The organism is Actinomadura rubrisoli, from assembly GCF_004349215.1.
GTDB lineage: Bacteria > Actinomycetota > Actinomycetes > Streptosporangiales > Streptosporangiaceae > Spirillospora > Spirillospora rubrisoli.
The window spans coordinates 1-16,092 of sequence record NZ_SMKU01000064.1; the positions used below are offsets into that span (position 1 = coordinate 1).

At 70.8% G+C, this 16,092-nt stretch carries 12 protein-coding genes and 1 pseudogene; 6 read left to right on the forward strand and 7 right to left on the reverse strand.

The genetic code is table 11. From position 1 onward, the window contains the following. Positions 1-1,590: pseudogene (locus E1298_RS49490) on the forward strand (hypothetical protein); the annotation flags it as partial. Positions 1,591-1,649: 59 nt separating this feature from the next. Then, the gene (locus E1298_RS14985) at positions 1,650-2,576 is read left to right on the forward strand and encodes an LLM class F420-dependent oxidoreductase (RefSeq protein WP_131893527.1); all 927 of its coding nucleotides are present in this window, start codon (positions 1,650-1,652) and stop codon (positions 2,574-2,576) included. A gap of 85 nt (positions 2,577-2,661) precedes the next feature. Here the strand turns inward: E1298_RS14985 and tcuA are convergent, their stop codons facing one another. The 6 genes from tcuA to E1298_RS15015 all read right to left on the reverse strand — a co-directional run bounded on the left by tcuA (position 2,662) and on the right by E1298_RS15015 (position 10,071). Continuing rightward, entirely contained in the window at positions 2,662-4,161 is a 1,500-nt protein-coding gene (tcuA, locus tag E1298_RS14990; protein ID WP_243725598.1) for an FAD-dependent tricarballylate dehydrogenase TcuA, read from the reverse strand. Between the two features lie 32 nt (positions 4,162-4,193). After that, entirely contained in the window at positions 4,194-5,351 is a 1,158-nt protein-coding gene (locus E1298_RS14995; protein ID WP_165975467.1) for a zinc-binding dehydrogenase, read from the reverse strand. A gap of 83 nt (positions 5,352-5,434) precedes the next feature. Continuing rightward, entirely contained in the window at positions 5,435-6,925 is a 1,491-nt protein-coding gene (locus E1298_RS15000) for an aldehyde dehydrogenase (protein WP_131893531.1), read from the reverse strand. Beyond that, complete coding sequence (locus E1298_RS15005; protein WP_131893533.1) at positions 6,922-8,322, reverse strand: MFS transporter; 1,401 nt, start codon at positions 8,320-8,322, stop codon at positions 6,922-6,924. Before E1298_RS15005 ends, E1298_RS15000 begins: the two co-directional genes overlap by 4 nt. A gap of 16 nt (positions 8,323-8,338) precedes the next feature. Further along, entirely contained in the window at positions 8,339-9,193 is an 855-nt protein-coding gene (locus tag E1298_RS15010) for an alpha/beta fold hydrolase (RefSeq protein WP_207944636.1), read from the reverse strand. Continuing rightward, entirely contained in the window at positions 9,190-10,071 is an 882-nt protein-coding gene (locus tag E1298_RS15015; protein ID WP_131893535.1) for a MaoC family dehydratase, read from the reverse strand. Before E1298_RS15015 ends, E1298_RS15010 begins: the two co-directional genes overlap by 4 nt. A gap of 218 nt (positions 10,072-10,289) precedes the next feature. Between E1298_RS15015 and E1298_RS15020 the strand changes: the two genes are divergently transcribed. From E1298_RS15020 to E1298_RS15030, 3 genes are read left to right on the forward strand one after another with little or no spacing between them, the layout of a single operon-like run. After that, a complete protein-coding gene (locus E1298_RS15020) occupies positions 10,290-10,895 on the forward strand; it encodes a TetR-type transcription factor C-terminal domain-containing protein (protein WP_131893537.1) in 606 nt (201 codons plus the stop codon). A gap of 41 nt (positions 10,896-10,936) precedes the next feature. After that, a complete protein-coding gene (locus tag E1298_RS15025) occupies positions 10,937-12,568 on the forward strand; it encodes an AMP-binding protein (RefSeq protein WP_165975468.1) in 1,632 nt (543 codons plus the stop codon). Positions 12,569-12,583: 15 nt separating this feature from the next. After that, positions 12,584-13,369 carry a citryl-CoA lyase gene (locus E1298_RS15030; protein WP_131893541.1) on the forward strand — a complete coding sequence of 262 codons (786 nt, stop codon included), beginning with the start codon at positions 12,584-12,586 and terminating at the stop codon, positions 13,367-13,369. Between the two features lie 20 nt (positions 13,370-13,389). Here the strand turns inward: E1298_RS15030 and E1298_RS15035 are convergent, their stop codons facing one another. Next, positions 13,390-15,132: an MFS transporter gene (locus E1298_RS15035; RefSeq protein WP_131893543.1), complete on the reverse strand. Its 1,743-nt coding sequence runs from the start codon at positions 15,130-15,132 to the stop codon at positions 13,390-13,392. A 171-nt stretch (positions 15,133-15,303) separates the two neighbouring features. On the opposite strand from E1298_RS15035, the gene E1298_RS15040 reads away from it, so the two are divergent. Continuing rightward, positions 15,304-16,044 carry a TetR/AcrR family transcriptional regulator gene (locus E1298_RS15040; protein ID WP_243725599.1) on the forward strand — a complete coding sequence of 247 codons (741 nt, stop codon included), beginning with the start codon at positions 15,304-15,306 and terminating at the stop codon, positions 16,042-16,044. Positions 16,045-16,092 lie beyond the last annotated feature (48 nt).

Below are 16,092 nucleotides of genomic sequence, written 5' to 3' on the forward strand. Positions count from 1 at the left end.
CCCCACGCCAAGCCACCCCCACACACCAAACCCGCCGCGCATGGGAAGCCGTCGACGCACGGGAAGCCCGCCACGCACGGCAAGCCCGCCGCGCACGGCAAGCCGTCCGCGCACGGCAAGCCGTCGACGCACGGCAAACCCGCGGTGCACGGCAAGCCGTCGGCGCACGGGAAGCCAGCCGGGCACGGTAAGCCGTCGACGCACGGCAAGCCTGTCGCACATGGGAAGCCTGTCGTGCACAACAAGCCCTCCACGACAGGGAAGCCCGCCACTCACGGCAAGCCCGCCCCGCATGGGAAGCCGTCCGCACATGGCAAGCCCGTCGCACACGGTAAGCCGTCCGTGCATGGGAAGCCGTCGACGCACGGTAAGCCCGCCGCACACGGCAAGCCTTCTGCGCATGGGAAGCCTGTGGTGCACAACAAGCCCTCCACGACGGGGAAGCCCGCCACGCATGGCAAGCCAGCCGCGCATGGGAAGCCGTCCGCGCACGGTAAGCCGTCTACGCAGGGGAAGCCCGCCACGCATGGCAAGCCTGTGGCGCAGGGGAAGCCGGGGCCGCATGGCAAGAAGGGGAAGGGCGCCAGGGCGGGTGTCGTGGTGTTGAGTGCGAGCGGGCCTGAGAAGGCTGTGGTTCCGGGCGGGACGTACAGCTGGCCGTTCGCGGTGACCGCTAGGGGGCAGGCGAAGCCGGGTCCTGCGGTGTTGCGGTTGGAGCTGCCGAAGTCGCTGCGGTTCGTGGGCGGGCAGCCGGGCTGTTCCGTTACCGGACGGAAGGTCGTCTGCCGCATCGGTACCGTCAGGCCGGGGCAGACGACCGTGGGCGTGATCACGACCAAGGTGTCCAAGCGGGCCAAGGTGGGACGGACGATGCGGATCCGCGGGACGGTGACCTGGGGAGGGGCGCGCGCGTCCCGGAGCTTCCCGGCGGTCCGCGTGGCGGAGACCGCCGACCTGGCCATGTCGAAGTCCGCGCCGGCGACGTCGCGGGCGGGGGCGGCGATCCCGTACGAGATGAGGGTTCGCAACCTGGGGCCGTCCACGGCGGAGAACGTGGTGGTCCGGACGGACGGTCTGGCGCGGCTCGTCGAACAGGATGCGGCCTGCGTCCCGCAGCGCGCCGGTTTTGTGTGCGCGGTGGGTTCGCTGCCCGCAGGCCAGGAGCGGACGCTGCGCATCAAGGCCGTGCCCGGCGGAAACGCTCGGGAAGGCGCGGTGGTGAAGTCCCGGTCGAGGGCGACGTCGGCGACCACGGATGTCAGAACCGGCAACAACGCCGCCGTGGCCCGAACCACGATCACGCGTGCGGCGGCTGGGGCGCCCGATAAGCCGGAGGCGTCGGCCCAGGGCGCGCCGTCCGGTGGCAAGCCGACTGCACGGGCCGGTGGTGCTCGGGCCGCCGCCTATGTCAGCCGTCCGGATTCGGGTGGCGGGGCGCCGTCCGGGGTTATGGGTCCGGTGAAGGCTCTGGCGGAGTCGCCGCTCACGGGCATCGACACCGCTGCCGTGTTCGGGCTTTCGTTCGGCGTGGTCGGGGGTGCTTTCGCGCTGACGCGCCTGGGTCGCGCCCGCCGCAGGGAGCAGGACTGACAGCGGCGGACGGCCCGTCCCGTTCACGTCCGGGCGTGGATTCGTACGAGGATGGGATCATGCGTCTTCGAATCTTCACAGAGCCCCAGATGGGGGCGAGCTACGAAACACAGCTGAGGGTCGCCAAAGCCACGGAGGACCTCGGCTTCGACGCCTTCTTCCGCTCCGACCACTACCTCACCATGCTCGGCGGGACGGGGGAGCCCGGGCCGACGGACTCGTGGGTGACGCTGGGCGCGCTGGCCCGCGAGACGAGCCGCATCAGGCTCGGCACGATGGTGACGGCGGCGACGTTCCGCCTTCCCGGGCCGCTGGCGATCTCGGTCGCGCAGGTCGACCAGATGAGCGGCGGACGGGTCGACCTCGGCCTGGGGGCGGGATGGTTCGAGCAGGAGCACACCGCGTACGGGATCCCGTTCCCGAGCACGCGCGAGCGGTTCGAGCGGTTGGAGGAGCAGCTGCGGATCGTCACGGGGCTGTGGCGGACGCCTGCGGGTGAGACGTTCTCCTTCAGCGGCGAGCACTACACGCTGGCCGACTCGCCGGGGCTTCCGAAGCCCGTCCGGCCGGACGGCCCGCCCGTCATCGTGGGCGGGGTCGGCGCGAAGCGGACGCCGCGGCTGGCCGTCCAGTACGCCGACGAGTACAACGTGCCGTTCCGCCCGCTGAAGGACACCGGTGGTGCGTTCGACCGGGTACGCGCGGCCTACCAGGATCGCGGACGGACGAAGCCGCTGGTCTACTCCGTCGCGCAGACCGTGTGCTGCGGCCGGGACGAGGCCGAGGTGAGGCGCCGCGCCGACGCCATCGGACAGGACGTCGCGGAGCTGCGCCAGGGCGGCCTGGCGGGTACCCCGGGTGAGCTGGTCGAGAAGATCGGGCGGTTCGGCGAGCTGGGTGCCGAATGCGTGTACCTCCAGGTCCTCGACATGGACGATCTGGACCAGCTGGAGCTTCTGGCGTCCGAGGTCCTCGGCAAGGTCTGACCTGTCGGACGACGCCGGTCCGGCGGGCCTGCGGCGGGGCGCGCTCCATTCCTGGAACCCTCGCCGCGGGCCTCCAGGCCGGCGCCTATGCGATGGTGCCCGCGCGGCGACCGAAAACCGAGCCTGCGGCGAGGCCCGACCCACCGGGGTAGTTCCCGCTGAACAGGCCGCCGAGCATCTCGCCGCATACGAACAGCCCGGGAATGGGGTCTCCGCGTTCGGAGAGCACGCGGCCGTGGGTGTCGGACCCGAGGCCGCCGAACGTGAAGGTGATACCGCACGTGACCGGGTAGGCGTAGAAGGGGCCGGTCTCGATAGGTGAGGCCCAGTTGCTCTTGGGCGGCTTGACGCGGGCCGCGCGTCCGTCCTTCATGGTCGGGTCCAGCGTGGTCGTTCTGTCGATCGAGGCGTTGAACTCCGAGACGGTCCTGCCGAACGTCGTCGCGTCGACGCCCATCTTCTCGGCCAGGCCCTCGATCGTGGTGGCCTCGAACACCGAGATGCCGGGCATGTCGTACTCCTCCGCGCGCAGCATCGGCCGGAGGGTGGCGTCGAAGATCTGGTACGCGATCGAATCGGGCTGCTCCAGGATCTCGCGGCCGTACTTCGCGTAGGTGTAGTTGCGGAAGTCGGCGCCTTCGTCCAGGAAGCGCTCGCCGCGGTTGTTGACCACGATGCCGAGCGGATACGACTGCCGTGTGAGCCTGTTGGTCAGCGCCCGGTTGCTCTCGTTGTGGTCCGCCAGGGCGTCCCACGCGACGCTGTGGCAGGTGCTCCAGTCGCCGCCCGCGCGCGCGCCGATCGCCAGCGCCGCCTCCAGCAAGGTGCCGGTATTGCACGGGGTCCCGCGCACCTTGGCGTTCTCCCAGCCGGGACCGAGGTGCTTCTTCCGCATCTCCGCCGATGACTCGAAACCCCCCGCCGCGAGGATCGTGCTCTCCGCCCTCACCTCCCCGACGCATCCGCCGGTGGTGCGGTACCGCACGCCGACGACGGCGCCACCGGTGACGATGAGGTCCTCTACGGCATGGCCGTAGCGGACCACCACCCCTTCTTCGGCGGCGACACGGGTGTGGTCCGCTATCAGGCCCTCACCCCCTCCGGTGTTCCCGACGTGGAGTCCGCCCCAGAACAGGTAGCTGCCGTCAGGACGTTCATAAGCCTGCCGTTCGTACATCAGGCGGTAGCGCAGGCCGCGTTTGTTCAGCCACCGCAGGGTCTCCTGGCTTTCCTCGACCAGGACCTTGGTCAGGTCGGGGTCGTTGCGGCCGTCGGTGACCTTGGCCAGGTCCGCGGCGTAGTGCTCGGCCGGATACGGCGGCACCACGGTGACCGGGTGCCGTTCGTCGGGATCGACGATGTCGGCGATGTCCGCGAACCCGTTGTGGGCGATGCGCGTCGCACCGGCGGTGTAGTAGCTGTTCCCGCCCGCGGCGTGCTCCTCGGCCTTCTCAAGCAGGACGACGGCGCGGCCCCGGGCACTTGCGGCGTGCGCGGCGGTGAACCCGGCGTTGCCTCCGCCCACCACGAGCACCTCGGTGCGGATGATCGGAAGGTCGCCGGAATCGGACGTCTCGGTGGGCAAGTGCGGCTCCTGGATCTCGTTGCGGTGGACGGTCAGTACTCGATGAGGGCCCGGCCGGTGACGGTTCCCGCCGCGACGGCGCCGTAGGCGTCCTCGGCCCGGTCGAACGGGAAGCGCGCCGAGATGAGCCGTGCCGGATCGAGCGCGCCGTCCCGCACGGCTTCGAGCAGCTTCGGCATGTCCTCTCCCGGGACCGCGGCGTAGGACCCGACGAGCGTGATCTTGTTGCGGACGAATCCGTTCAGGTCCTCGATCCGGCCGGGCCCGCCGGTTCCGGCGAGCCCGGAGACGACGACGGTGCCGCCGATTCCGACGATGCGGAGGGCCTGCGCGACCGTTCCCGGCGTGCCGATGGTGTCGAACACGACGTCGATCGGCGCTCCGCCGGCCAGTTCACCGACCCTGGCGTCGAAGTCCCTGTCGCCGGCGTGCACCGTGCCGGTCGCGCCGAATCCGCGCGCCGCGGCGAGCGACTCGTCCCGTATGTCGCTGACCGTGATGGTGCCCGCGCCCGCGTGCCTGGCGAGGGCGACCGTGCACAGGCCGACGCCGCCGGCCGCGAGGACGACGACGTTGGCGCCCGGTCGCACCTTCGCCGCCCGGTTCACCGCACCGTAGGCGGTCAGCCCCGCGCACCCGAGCACGGCGACGTCGGTCAGGGGAATCGCCTCGGGCCATCCGTCCGGCAGCGGGAACACCGCCCCCGCCGGTAGCGAGACAAGCCCGACCAGCCCTCCGACACCGGACGCGCGTAGGGGAGTGCCGTCGAGTTGGTGGTACCTGTGCGTTCCGTCGTAGCGGAGTCCCTTCGCCTGCATCATCGTCCGGAACGGGCCGCAGTTGTCCTCGGCGCCGGATCGGCACGCCGCGCATTCACCGCACGGCACGAGGAACGTGCACGCGACGCGGTCACCGGGCCGCACATGGTCGACACCGGTTCCGACCGCGCGGACCGTGCCCGCCAGTTCGTGTCCGAAGATGTTCGGTGCCGCGACCGTGCCGTGCCCTTGAAGCTTGTGGACGTCGCTGTGGCACGCGCCGCAGGCGGCGACCTCGATCAGCACCTCCCGTGGGCCGGGACCGGTGACCTGGACGTCCTCGATACGCAGTCCCAGACCGACGCCGTAGAAGACCGCCGCCCGGCTGGTCCGCGTCGCGGTCGTGTTCGGGGCGCCAAGAGTCGGCGGCACGGTTGTACTCCTGTCTTCCGCGATTCTGTGTCGGACGGTCATGTGTTGGACGGTCATGTGTTGGACGGTCATGTGTCGGACGGTCATGCGACGGCGAACGGGTCGTCGGGTTCGGCGTCGGAGTAGTCGATGACGACGCTCTTGATCTCGGCGTACTCGCGCAACACGGCGAGCCCGTTCTCCCGGCCGAGGCCGCTGGACTTGTAGCCGCCGTACGGAAGCGTCCAATGGACGGGCCGGAAGGTGTTGACGGACACCGTTCCTGCCTCCAGCCGGGCCGCGACCCGGTGCGCACGGGCGATGTCACGTGTCCACAGACCGGCTACCAGCCCGTAACTGGTGTCGTTGGCCAGGCGTACCGCCTCTTCCTCGTCGTCGAACGGGATGACGGTCAGGACCGGCCCGAACACCTCTTCGCGGGCGACGGTCGACCTGTTGCCGAGCCCTTCGAAGATGGTGGGCTGGACGAAGTAGCCCTTGTCCAAGCCCTCGGGACGTCCCCCTCCGGTGACGATACGGCCGCCTTCCGCGCGACCGGCGTCGAGATAGTGGTGGGTCTTGGCGAGTTGTTCGGCGGAGGTGTGCGGGCCGATGTGCGTCGCCGGGTCCAGCGGCATGCCGACGCGGATCCGCTCGGTCCGCCGGACGAGCGCGTCGAGGAACTCGGGGTAGATGTGGCGCTGGAGGAACAGCCGGGAGCCCAGCGAGCAGGACTGGCCGGTGGAGCGGAACGCGCTGTGGGTCGCCACCGTCACGGCGCGGCCCAGATCGGCGTCCTCGAACACGATGTGCGGCGACTTGCCCCCGCACTCGAACGACACCCTCTTGAGCCCGTCGGCCGCCGCCCGCATGATCGCCTGCGCCGTCGGATAGCTGCCGGTGACCGAGACCTTGTCGACGCCGGGGTGCCCGACGAGGCGCGCCCCGGCGTCGCGTCCGAACCCGGTGACGATGTTGACGACGCCGCCGGGGAAGCCCGCCTCGACGACGAGCCTCCCGAGTTCGATCGCCGAGACCGAGGTGAGCTCGGACGGCTTGAGCACCACGGTGTTCCCCATGGCCAGCGCGGGCCCCAGCTTCCACGAATAGAGGCTGATCGGCGAGTTCCACGGCGTGATCGCGGCCACCACGCCGACGGGTTCGACGCGGGTGAAGGCGTGCGCGTCGGTCTTGTAGGGCACGACGGTCCCTTCGACCTTGTCGGCCGCCCCGGCGAAGTACCGGAGCCACTGCACCGCGCGCCGGACCTCGCCCACCGTGTCCCGCAAGGGTTTCCCGTTGTCCATCGTCTCGATGCGGCCCAGCCTTTCGGCGTCGCGTTCGAGGAGATCGGACAGCACGTGGAGCAGCCGTCCGCGCTGCGTGGCCGTGAGCCGCGACCACGGCCCGCGCAAGGCGTCCCGCGCCGCGGCGACGGCGCGGTCGACGTCGGGCCCGGCGCCCTCGGGCACCGTCGCCCAGACCTCTTCTGTCGCCGGGTCGATCGAGGCGATCGTGCGTCCCGACACCGGGGGCACCCAGTGACCGCCGATCAGCAGGTCCTTGTTCTCGATGACGGTGGCGATGCCGGTCATTTCACGTCCTCCACGACTTTCGCGGCCGTGCCGCCGGCGGGGACCAGCACGGCGTCCTTGGTCTCGGGTCCGGTCAGCGCGCCGATGAGGAGCAGGATTCCGCCGACCACGTAGAGGACGACCGTCGTGTGGTCGGCGTCCATGAAGGTCGCCAGCCCCCGTTCGTAGAAGGCGTAGAAGGCCGGGATGATGATGGCGAAGCTGTAGCTGATCCCGTAACCGGTCGCGCGCAGCTCGGTGCGGAACCGCTCGGAGATGTACGCCGCGGTGCAGCCGAAGCAGCAGATGGAGCTGAGCACGAGCCCGGTGGTCAGTGCCGCCAGCCCGGCGAACGACGAAACCGGCCCGCTGACGATGGCGAGGTAGAACAACGGCGCGACCACCGCTCCCAAGGCGCCGCACAAGGCGAGGACGACGCGCCGCCCGATCCGCTGGCTCAGCGCCCCGGCCAGCGGGTACGCCGCGATCAGGAAGACCTGCGCCACCACGATGATCGCGGTACCGCGCTGGGACGAGACCCCGTCCAGCGACCGCAGCGTCACCGGGAACGACGCCGAAGTGGCGTTCGACAGGATCCAGACGCCCGTCATCAGGATCAGCACCTGGCGCAGGCTCCTGGCCGCCGTCCCGCGCACGAGCTGCCTCGCGGGACTCGCCTTCCTCACCTCGACCTTGAGGAACGCGGGCGACTCCTGGACCGTGCGGCCGTAGTACACGGCGAAGGCGAACGTCGCGAGCGCGCCGACGACGACCGGGATCCGCCAGCCCCACACCTCGTACGCCGAGCCCCCGTTCCCGCCGCCGGTGCCGCCCGTGACCCTCAGCAGCAGGTAGGTGAACAGCGACATGACGCAGAACGCGAGGGGGAACCCCATCGTGATCAGGCCGCCGTAGAGCCCGCGCTTGCGGACCGGGCTGCTCTCCATCGCGAGCGGGATCGCGCCGGTGTACTGGCCGCCGAGGAACACGCCGGTGGCGAACCGGAGGACGATCAGCAGCCCGATCGACGCGAACCCGATGGCCGAGAAGGACGGGACGAACGCGAGCAGCAGCGTCCCCGCCGCGCTGCCGTACATCGCGATCAGCGTCGCCCTGCGCCTGCCGGCGGTGTCGGCGATGGTGCCGAAGATGAAGGCGCCCAGCGGCCTGCCCAGCAGTGTCGCGGCGAAGACCAGGCCGTTCACCAGGGCGCTGGTGCCGGACGCCACGTCCTTGTCCATGAAGTAGTGCAGCGCGGGCGCCAGCGCGATGACGGGGAGGTAGATGTCGTAGCAGTCGATCGCGAAGCCGATGGCGGCGCCGCGGGTGGCGCGCCTGCCGCGGGCCGCGATGTCCGGCGCGTCCGCCGTACTGACCGTGTTGGACGTGTTGGACGTGTCCGATGGGGTGGGGTTCATCGCGTGACCTTCCGGGTCAGGTGAGGGCCGGCGGACTGCCGGGGCGAAGCCAGCCGTCGAGCGCGGCGGCGAAGTCGTCGAGCTCTTCCATCGGGTAGTGGCCGATTCCCTCCAGGACGGTGAACCCGCCGCCGGGGATGGCGGCGGCGGTCCGTTCGGCCGAGTCCGGGTCCATCCAGAAGTCGTCCGCGCCGACGACGACGCGGCACGGGCAGGTGATGCGCGCGAGGCGGTCCCGCAGGTCGTGGCGGGCCCAGCCGATCAGGTCGCTGGTGGAGACCTGCGGGTCCTCACGCCGGTGCATCCGGGCGATGATCTCGGCCCGTCCGCCGGGAACGGCGGCGCCGCAGGCCGCCAGGGTGCCGTAGTAGGTGCGGTCGGATCGGCTCGGTGACACCGTGTCCTGCAGAGCGCGGTTCAGGCCCGCCTCGTTCTGGCCGTCGTTGCGGGCGTCCGCGGCCAGCGCCACGATCCCGGCCAGCCGCTCCGGGACGCGGGTGCCGATGTCCAGTGCGATCTTCCCGCCGATCGAGCATCCGACCACGTACGGGTCCGCCAGGCCGAAGTGGTCGATGACCTCGACGCACCATTGCGCGTACACGCCGAGGTCGGTGACGGGCCCGGCGTCGAGCATTTCCGACCGTCCGTGGCCGGGGAGGTCCACCACGACGGCCCGGTACCCGCGGGCGGCCAGACCGCCGACCACGGTGCGCCACTGGGCTCCGCTCTGGCCTGCCGAGTGGACGCACAGGACCGGTTCGCCCTCGCCGTAGGACTCGGCGAAAGCGGTTCGTCCCCAGAGCGGGAAGTAGTGCGCGGTACCCGAGACCGGAGCCGGTGCGGGCACCGGGTCGATGGCTGTGGATGTCACCGGGATGCCTCCGTGGACGTCATCGTGCGGGCGGTCTCGACGATGCGGTGCAGCGTGCTGGTCATCTGCAGGTACACGTACGCGTTGCCGCCGGCGGAGAACTCGCCGCGATGGGCGCGCACGACGAAGTCGTTGCGATCGGCGGTGAGCAGTTCGGCCCACGCCCGCTCGGTGCCGTGCACGGTGAACGTGGGGCCGGCGGGGGTGCGCAGGGTGACCTCAAGAATCTCGCCCCGGTAGATGCGGAACTGGATCGTGTTCTTCTCCGAGGCGAGCGCGATCGAGCCGTCGAACAGTTGCGTGCTCGCCGAGAAGTCCCCGTCGGCGCCGAGACATTCGGCCAGTGCCCGTCCCCACTCAAGGGTCACGGGCGCGGCGACCCCTTCCCCTGCGCCGGGAGTGGACGACCGGGCGCGCACCAGGAACGCGCTGGTTCCCCATTGCAGCAGGCGTCCGGCGGCGTCCTTCAGTTCGATGTGCCGATCCACCACGCCGCGGTCCCCGGCGCTCGTCCGCCGGATCGACGTCACCGTGGTCTCGTAGTGCATTTTCGTGTCCGTGGTCACCGGCAGCAGGTAGTGCCAGTGGGTGTCGAGCAGCCCGAGGACGGTGTCGGCCACGATCCCGCTGTCGTGCAGGGTGCCGAAGTACCGCGCGAGGCCGAGGGGTCCCTGCGCGACCAGGCCGGGATAGCCGGATGCCGCCGCACCCTCCGGATCGAGGTGCATCGGGTGCAGGTCGCCGGAGACCTCGCCGAAGGCCCGCAGATCCTCGGCGGTGGCGACCCAGTCGCTGCTGCGGTGGCGCATGCCGAGCCGGAAGTCCTCCAGGTACAGGGAGGGCGCCGGTCCGGGCGCCACGAAGGGCGGTGAAGTCACAGGGGCGGTCCGTTCGTCGATGGCCCGCACGTCCGGGCGGCGCCCGTGGGAGCGTGCGAAGCGAACCCACTTCGTCGGTGAACGTTCGTTCGTTCATTCGCTCAGGACGCTAGCCGCGGAATCTCGACTCGTCAATAGCGCTCTCACCAGCACGATGATGATGCGAATGATCGCAGGGGGCTCTTGACGGGAGCGCGGAGCAGGAGCAATATCGTCACATGAACGAACGTTCTTCCAAACGACGGACCAAGGTGCTCGCTTCCCGCGAGGTCGTGTTCGCCAGTGCTCTCCAGGCGTTCGCGGAGCTCGGGTTCCACGGCGCGTCGATGCGCGACATCGCGAACCGGGCGGGCATGAGCCTGTCCAACCTGTACAACCACGCGCCGTCGAAATCGGACCTGCTGGTCGAACTGCTCAAGACCGCCAACTACAACCACCTCAGCGAGACCGAATGGGCGGTCTCGGCGGCGGGCCCGAAGGCGGTGGACCGGCTGGAGATGGCCACCCGCGCGTACGTGAACTACATCCTCCAGCACCCGCTGGAGGCGCTCGTGGCCCACACGGAGCTGCGGTACCTGGACAACGACGCGCGGAAACGGCTGGTCATCGCCCGCGACCGGCTCGAAGCGATCTTCGAGAACATCGTGCAGGAAGGGGTGCGGGCGGGGGAGTTCCACACCCCGTATCCGGACGACGTGGCCAGGAACCTGCTGAGCATGTGCGCGGGCATCGCCGAGTGGTACCGCCCGGACGGCCCGATGACACGGGACCAGATCGCCGAGCAGTTCGCCCACTACGCCGTCCGGCTGGTCGAACAGCACTGAAAGCCGGCGCGGCGACGCGCCGATCCGAGAGGAACACGACCGTGACCGACACCGTCTACCACCTGCTGGCCCGATCGTCGGCGCGGCGGCCGCACGCCGTCGCGCTCATCGACGAGTCGGAGGTCGGAGCCGGTCGATCCCGCAGTTTCTCCGAGCTGCTCGCGGACGCCGACGCGTTCGCGGCCGGCCTGGCCGCCCTCGGTTTCCGGCGCGGCGACGCCCTCGCCCTGTACCTACCGAACTGCCGGGAATGGCCCACCGTGTTCTTCGCCGCCGCCAAGATCGGTGTGCTGCTCGTCCCGCTCAACACCCGCTACCGGGCGAACGAGATCTACCATCTGCTCCGGACCAGCCGGGCGCGCGGCCTGGTCACCGCGCCGGTGTTCGAGGGCATCGACTTCGGACGGCGACTCGACGACGTCTGGCGGCAGTCCCGCGAGGCACCCGAGCCCGTCGCGCTGGAGTGGCTGATCACCGTCGGGCCCGCGCCGCTGGGCCCGGTCCCGGACCCGGTGCGGACCAGGGAGTTCTCCGAGGTCATGTCGGCCCCCGGTCCCGTGCGGGCGACGGCCCGCCCGGACGACCCGCTGATCGTCTTCGGGACGTCCGGCACGACGTCGGCGCCGAAGCTCGCGGTGCACACGCACCGCACCGTCACCCTCCACGCGGACGCCGTCGCCGCCCGCGAGAACCTGCCGGGGCACTCCGTCCAGCTCAATGTGCTGTCCCTCAACGGAACCTTCGGTTTCGTGCCGTTCGTCGCCGGGATCGCCGCCGGGACCACGGCCGTGCTCCTGCCCGCGTTCGACCGGGCGCGGATCGTCGACGCGATCACCTCCCACGCCGTCGACTACCTGGTCAGCGCGGAAGGCCCCCTCCGTGAGCTGCTGGAGGACGACGCCTTCCGGGGGATCGAACCGCGCACGCTGCGAACCGTCGTGACGGCGGGCACGGCGATCTCCGACATCGTCTCCTCCGCCGCCGCTCTGGGCATAGCCGCGTTCAACGTCTACGGCTCGTCGGAACTGTTCGCCTTCGCGGGGAAATGGCCGCCGGCCTCGGATGCCGAGACCCGCACGGTTCCGGGCGGAACACTGGTCGACGCGGCGATGCGCGTGCGCGCGGTCTCCACCGAAGACCACACCACCGTGCTCCCGGCGGGCGAGGACGGGGAGCTGCAATTCCGTGGAGACACCCTGTTCGTCGGATATCTGAACGATCCCGAAGCCACCGCGAAGTCGATGACCGAGGACGGCTGGTTCGGCACCGGCGACGTGGGGTGCACCAGGGCCGACGGCAGGTCGTTCGAATACCGGTCGCGCCTGGGCGACGCGATGAGGCTGAAGGGCTACCTCGTCAACCCCGCCGACATCGAGTCGACGCTGAACGACCACCCGGCGGTCGCCCGCGCGCACGTCGTCAGCGTCCGGGACGAGCGGAGCGGGGACGACCTCGCCGTCGCGTTCGTCCGGTTGCGCGACGGCGCCGCCGCTTCGGACGAGGACCTGATCGCCCACTGCGCGGCGAACCTCGCGAGCTTCAAGGTGCCCGCCCGCGTCCGCGTCGTCGACGACTTCCCCACCACGGCGAGCGCCAACGGCGACAAGATCCGCAAGGACAGGCTGCGCGCCGAGGCGGCGTGGGCGCTCGACATCCCCGCACCCGTTCTCTGAGACAAGGACGACCCCATGAGCGCCCCCGAACCCCGGCCCATCCGATCCGACATCGCGTGGTCCACCTCCGACCGCGTCGTCGTCCACGGACACGACCTCCCGGACGACCTGCTGGGCAAGGTCGGCCTCGGCGACTTCGCCTACCTCGTCCTGTTCAAAACCCTTCCCTCCCCGCACGAGTCGGTCGTCTTCAACTCCCTGGTGGTCGCACTCGTCGAGCACGGCCTGACGCCGAGCGCGCTGGTGTCGCGCCTGACGGCGCTCGGCGCGCCCGAATCACTCCAGGGAGCCGTGGCCGCCGGTCTGCTGGGACTCGGCGACACCTTCGTCGGCACGATCGAAGGCGCGGCGAAGATCTGCCAGTCTCTGCCCGACGACGGGTGGCAGCGCGACGAGGCCCTGCTCCGCGAGCACGCCCGGACCATCGTGGACGGGTCCCGTGCGGCACGGAAGAGCATCCCCGGTCTCGGCCATCCCGTGCACAAGCCGAACGACCCGCGCGCGGAGCGCCTGTTCGAGATCGCGCGGGAACAAGGCTTCGACGACGCCAACGAACGCCTGTTCCGCGCGATCCGGGCACGCGCCGAGGACGCCACCGGCAAGGTGCTCCCGATCAACGCGACCGGCGCCATCGGGGCTATCGCGAGCACCCTCGGGGTGCCCTGGGACATCGCCCGCGGCCTCGGCGTGATGGCGCGGGCGATCGGGCTGGTCGGCCACGTCCTGGAGGACCGCGAACGCCCTCTCGCGAAACCCGTGTGGAACGACGCCGAGGCCCGGTCGACGTCGCACCGCTCCTGACCGCACCTGCTCACGGGCCGTCACGCGGTCGCGTGCGCCGTGCCGGGCCCGGCGTCGTCCTGGGGGAACTCCTCGGGACGGGCGTGCTTCGGCAGCAGGAACGTCACCAGGAACGTCAGGCCGAGCAGCCCGACCTCGATCCACAGTGTGATCTTCATGGAGTGGCTGAAGCCGGCCTTCGCCGAGTGCTCGCCCGCCTCCCCGACCGCCTGCCGGATGGCCGCCGCCGACTGCGGCGTCGCCGCGACGGCGGTCTTGACCTCCCCGTCCAGGCGGGCGCAGGAGGCGGGCACGGCGGCGGAGTCCTTCGCCGCGGCGCGGTCGTGCCCGCAGTCCCGCAGCCCGTCGGCGATGCGGTCCTGCTGCGCGGCGGGGACGGAGGCGGCGGTGAGACGCGTGCGGAGGGCGGCGGCGCCGTCGTCGGCGGCGGCGGCCACGTGCCCGCCCAGCAGGCCGAAGAAGACCGTCCCGAGGACGGCCGCGCCCAGGGCGCTGCCGAGCTGCTGGACCGCGGTGAGCGTGCCGCCGGCCGACCCGGTCTCCTCGGGCTCGACGCCCGCCAGGACGGTGTCGAAGAACGGCGCCATCAGCAGGCCCATGCCGAGCCCGGTCACGACCAGCGCCGGGACGAGCTGCCACGGCGTCACGTCGATGCCCGCGGCCTGCAAGGTCGCGAACACCCCGGCGACACCCGCCGCCATCGTGAGGGTGCCGCCGTGGATGACCTTGCGGCCGAACCGCCGGAGGGCCTGCGCGAGGCCGAAGCCGATGACGATCCCGGCCGACCAGGGGATCTCGGCGAGCCCCGCCTTGAGCGGGGAGTAGCCCAGGCCCAGCTGGAAGAACAGCGCCAGCACCAGGGCGAGGCCCGCCATGCCGGAGAAGAACACCAGGCCGACGACCAGGCCGCCGGTGAAGCCGCGCTTGCGGAAGAGGCTCGGGACGATCAGCGGGTCGCCGCCCGAGCGCTGCTTGCGGGACTCGTACCAGGCGAACACGGCCCAGACGGCGACCGAGGCGCCCATCATCAGGAACGTCCAGACGGGCCAGCCGAGCTCGCGGCCCTGGACGAGCGGGTAGACCAGCAGCCCGGCGCCGAGGGAGGCGAGCAGGGCGCCGACGAGGTCGAGGCGGGACGCGCGCTCGGAGCGTCCGGACGGCAGGAACTTCAGTCCGGCGAGGATCGCGGCGGCGCCGAGCGGCAGGTTGATCAAAAAGATCATCCGCCAGCCGGTGCCGAAGAAGTCGGCGCCGATCAGCCACCCGGCCAGCACCGGGCCGCCGACCGACGAAAGGCCCATGACCGGGCCGAACGCGCCGAAGGCCGCGCCCATCTCCTTCGGGCTGAACATCTGCTTGATCAAGCCGATGCCCTGCGGCAGCATCAGCGCGCCGAACAGGCCCTGGAGGATCCGGGAGCCGATCAGCATGCCGGGGGAGACGGCGACGCCGCACAGCAGCGACGCGAGCGTGAATCCGGCCGCGCCGATCAGGAACATCCGCTTGCGCCCGAACAGGTCGCCGAGGCGCCCGCCGGTGATGAGCCCGACCGCCATGGCCAGGGTGTAGCCCGCGGCGAGCCACTGGATGGTGCTGGCCGAGCCGCCGAGCTCGGCGCGGATCGTCGGCGCGGCGATGGTGGTGATCAGCGCGTCGAGCATGTCCATGACCTCGGCCGCGAGGATCACGAAGAGTGCGGCCCAGCGCCAGCGGTACGCCGCCTCGCCGCCCGCTCTCTGCTGGGGTGCCAGTGTCTCGGTCATCGGGTGCCTCCGTGCGGGAACAGTGTTCGTTAGCTACGAACACTGTTCTAAATTGAGAACGGGGTTCGTGTCAAGTACGATGTTCGTGTTCGTGCGAATTTATCTCTCTGGTGGAGAAGATATATCGCGTTTCGCGAAAGTCAAGATGTATCGCGATTTGGGAGGTCTCACGTGGGCACCGGACGTCTCGACATGCCGACGCCCCCCGGGCGCAAGCCCCGCAAGGCCGCGCCCGCGCGACAGCCGCTGACGCAGGAGCTCATCGTCCGGACCGCGGTCCGCGTTCTGGACGCCGAGGGCCTGGAGGCCGTCACCATGCGGCGGGTCGCCCAGGAGTTGGGCACCGGCCCCGCCTCGCTGTACGCCCATGTCTCGGGCAAGGAGGAGCTCCGTGAGCTGATGCTCGACCACGTCGCCGCCGAGATCGCGCTGCCCGCCGAGCCCGACCCGTCCCGCTGGCAGGAGCAGCTGAAGGAGCTGGCGGCCGAGATCCGCCGCGTCTACACCTCGCACGGCGACATCGCCAAGGTCTCCATGGGGCTGATCCCCACCGGCCCCAACCTGCTGGCCGTCGCCGACGCGCAACTCGGCCTCATGCGGGCGGGCGGCGTCCCCCCGAAGATCGCCGGCCTCGCCGTCGACACGCTCGGCATGTTCCTCGACGCCGACGCCATCGAGGACACGATCTACATGGCGAGGACGCCCGCCGGCGTGGACCGCTGGGAGCACTTCCAGACCCACTTCGAGGAGGTCCGCGCCTACTTCGCCGCCCTGCCGCCCGACCGCTTCCCCAACGTCACCGCGATGGTGGACGAACTCACCGGCGGGACGGGCGACGACCGCTTCCGGTTCGGCCTCGACATCCTGGTCCGCGGCATCGCCTCCTACGTCCAGGACCCGCCCACCTCCTGACGGCCTTCGCGTCCGTCTCGCCAAGGGCGCGACCCGTGGTCGTTCAGG

Coding starts and splice junctions, on each gene's coding strand:
- E1298_RS14985 (WP_131893527.1), top strand. CDS start 1,650: ATGCGTCTTCGAATCTTCACAGAGCCCCAGATGGGGGCGAGCTACGAA.
- E1298_RS15000 (WP_131893531.1), bottom strand. CDS start 6,925: ATGACCGGCATCGCCACCGTCATCGAGAACAAGGACCTGCTGATCGGC.
- E1298_RS15005 (WP_131893533.1), bottom strand. CDS start 8,322: ATGAACCCCACCCCATCGGACACGTCCAACACGTCCAACACGGTCAGT.
- E1298_RS15020 (WP_131893537.1), top strand. CDS start 10,290: ATGAACGAACGTTCTTCCAAACGACGGACCAAGGTGCTCGCTTCCCGC.
- E1298_RS15030 (WP_131893541.1), top strand. CDS start 12,584: ATGAGCGCCCCCGAACCCCGGCCCATCCGATCCGACATCGCGTGGTCC.
- E1298_RS15035 (WP_131893543.1), bottom strand. CDS start 15,132: ATGACCGAGACACTGGCACCCCAGCAGAGAGCGGGCGGCGAGGCGGCG.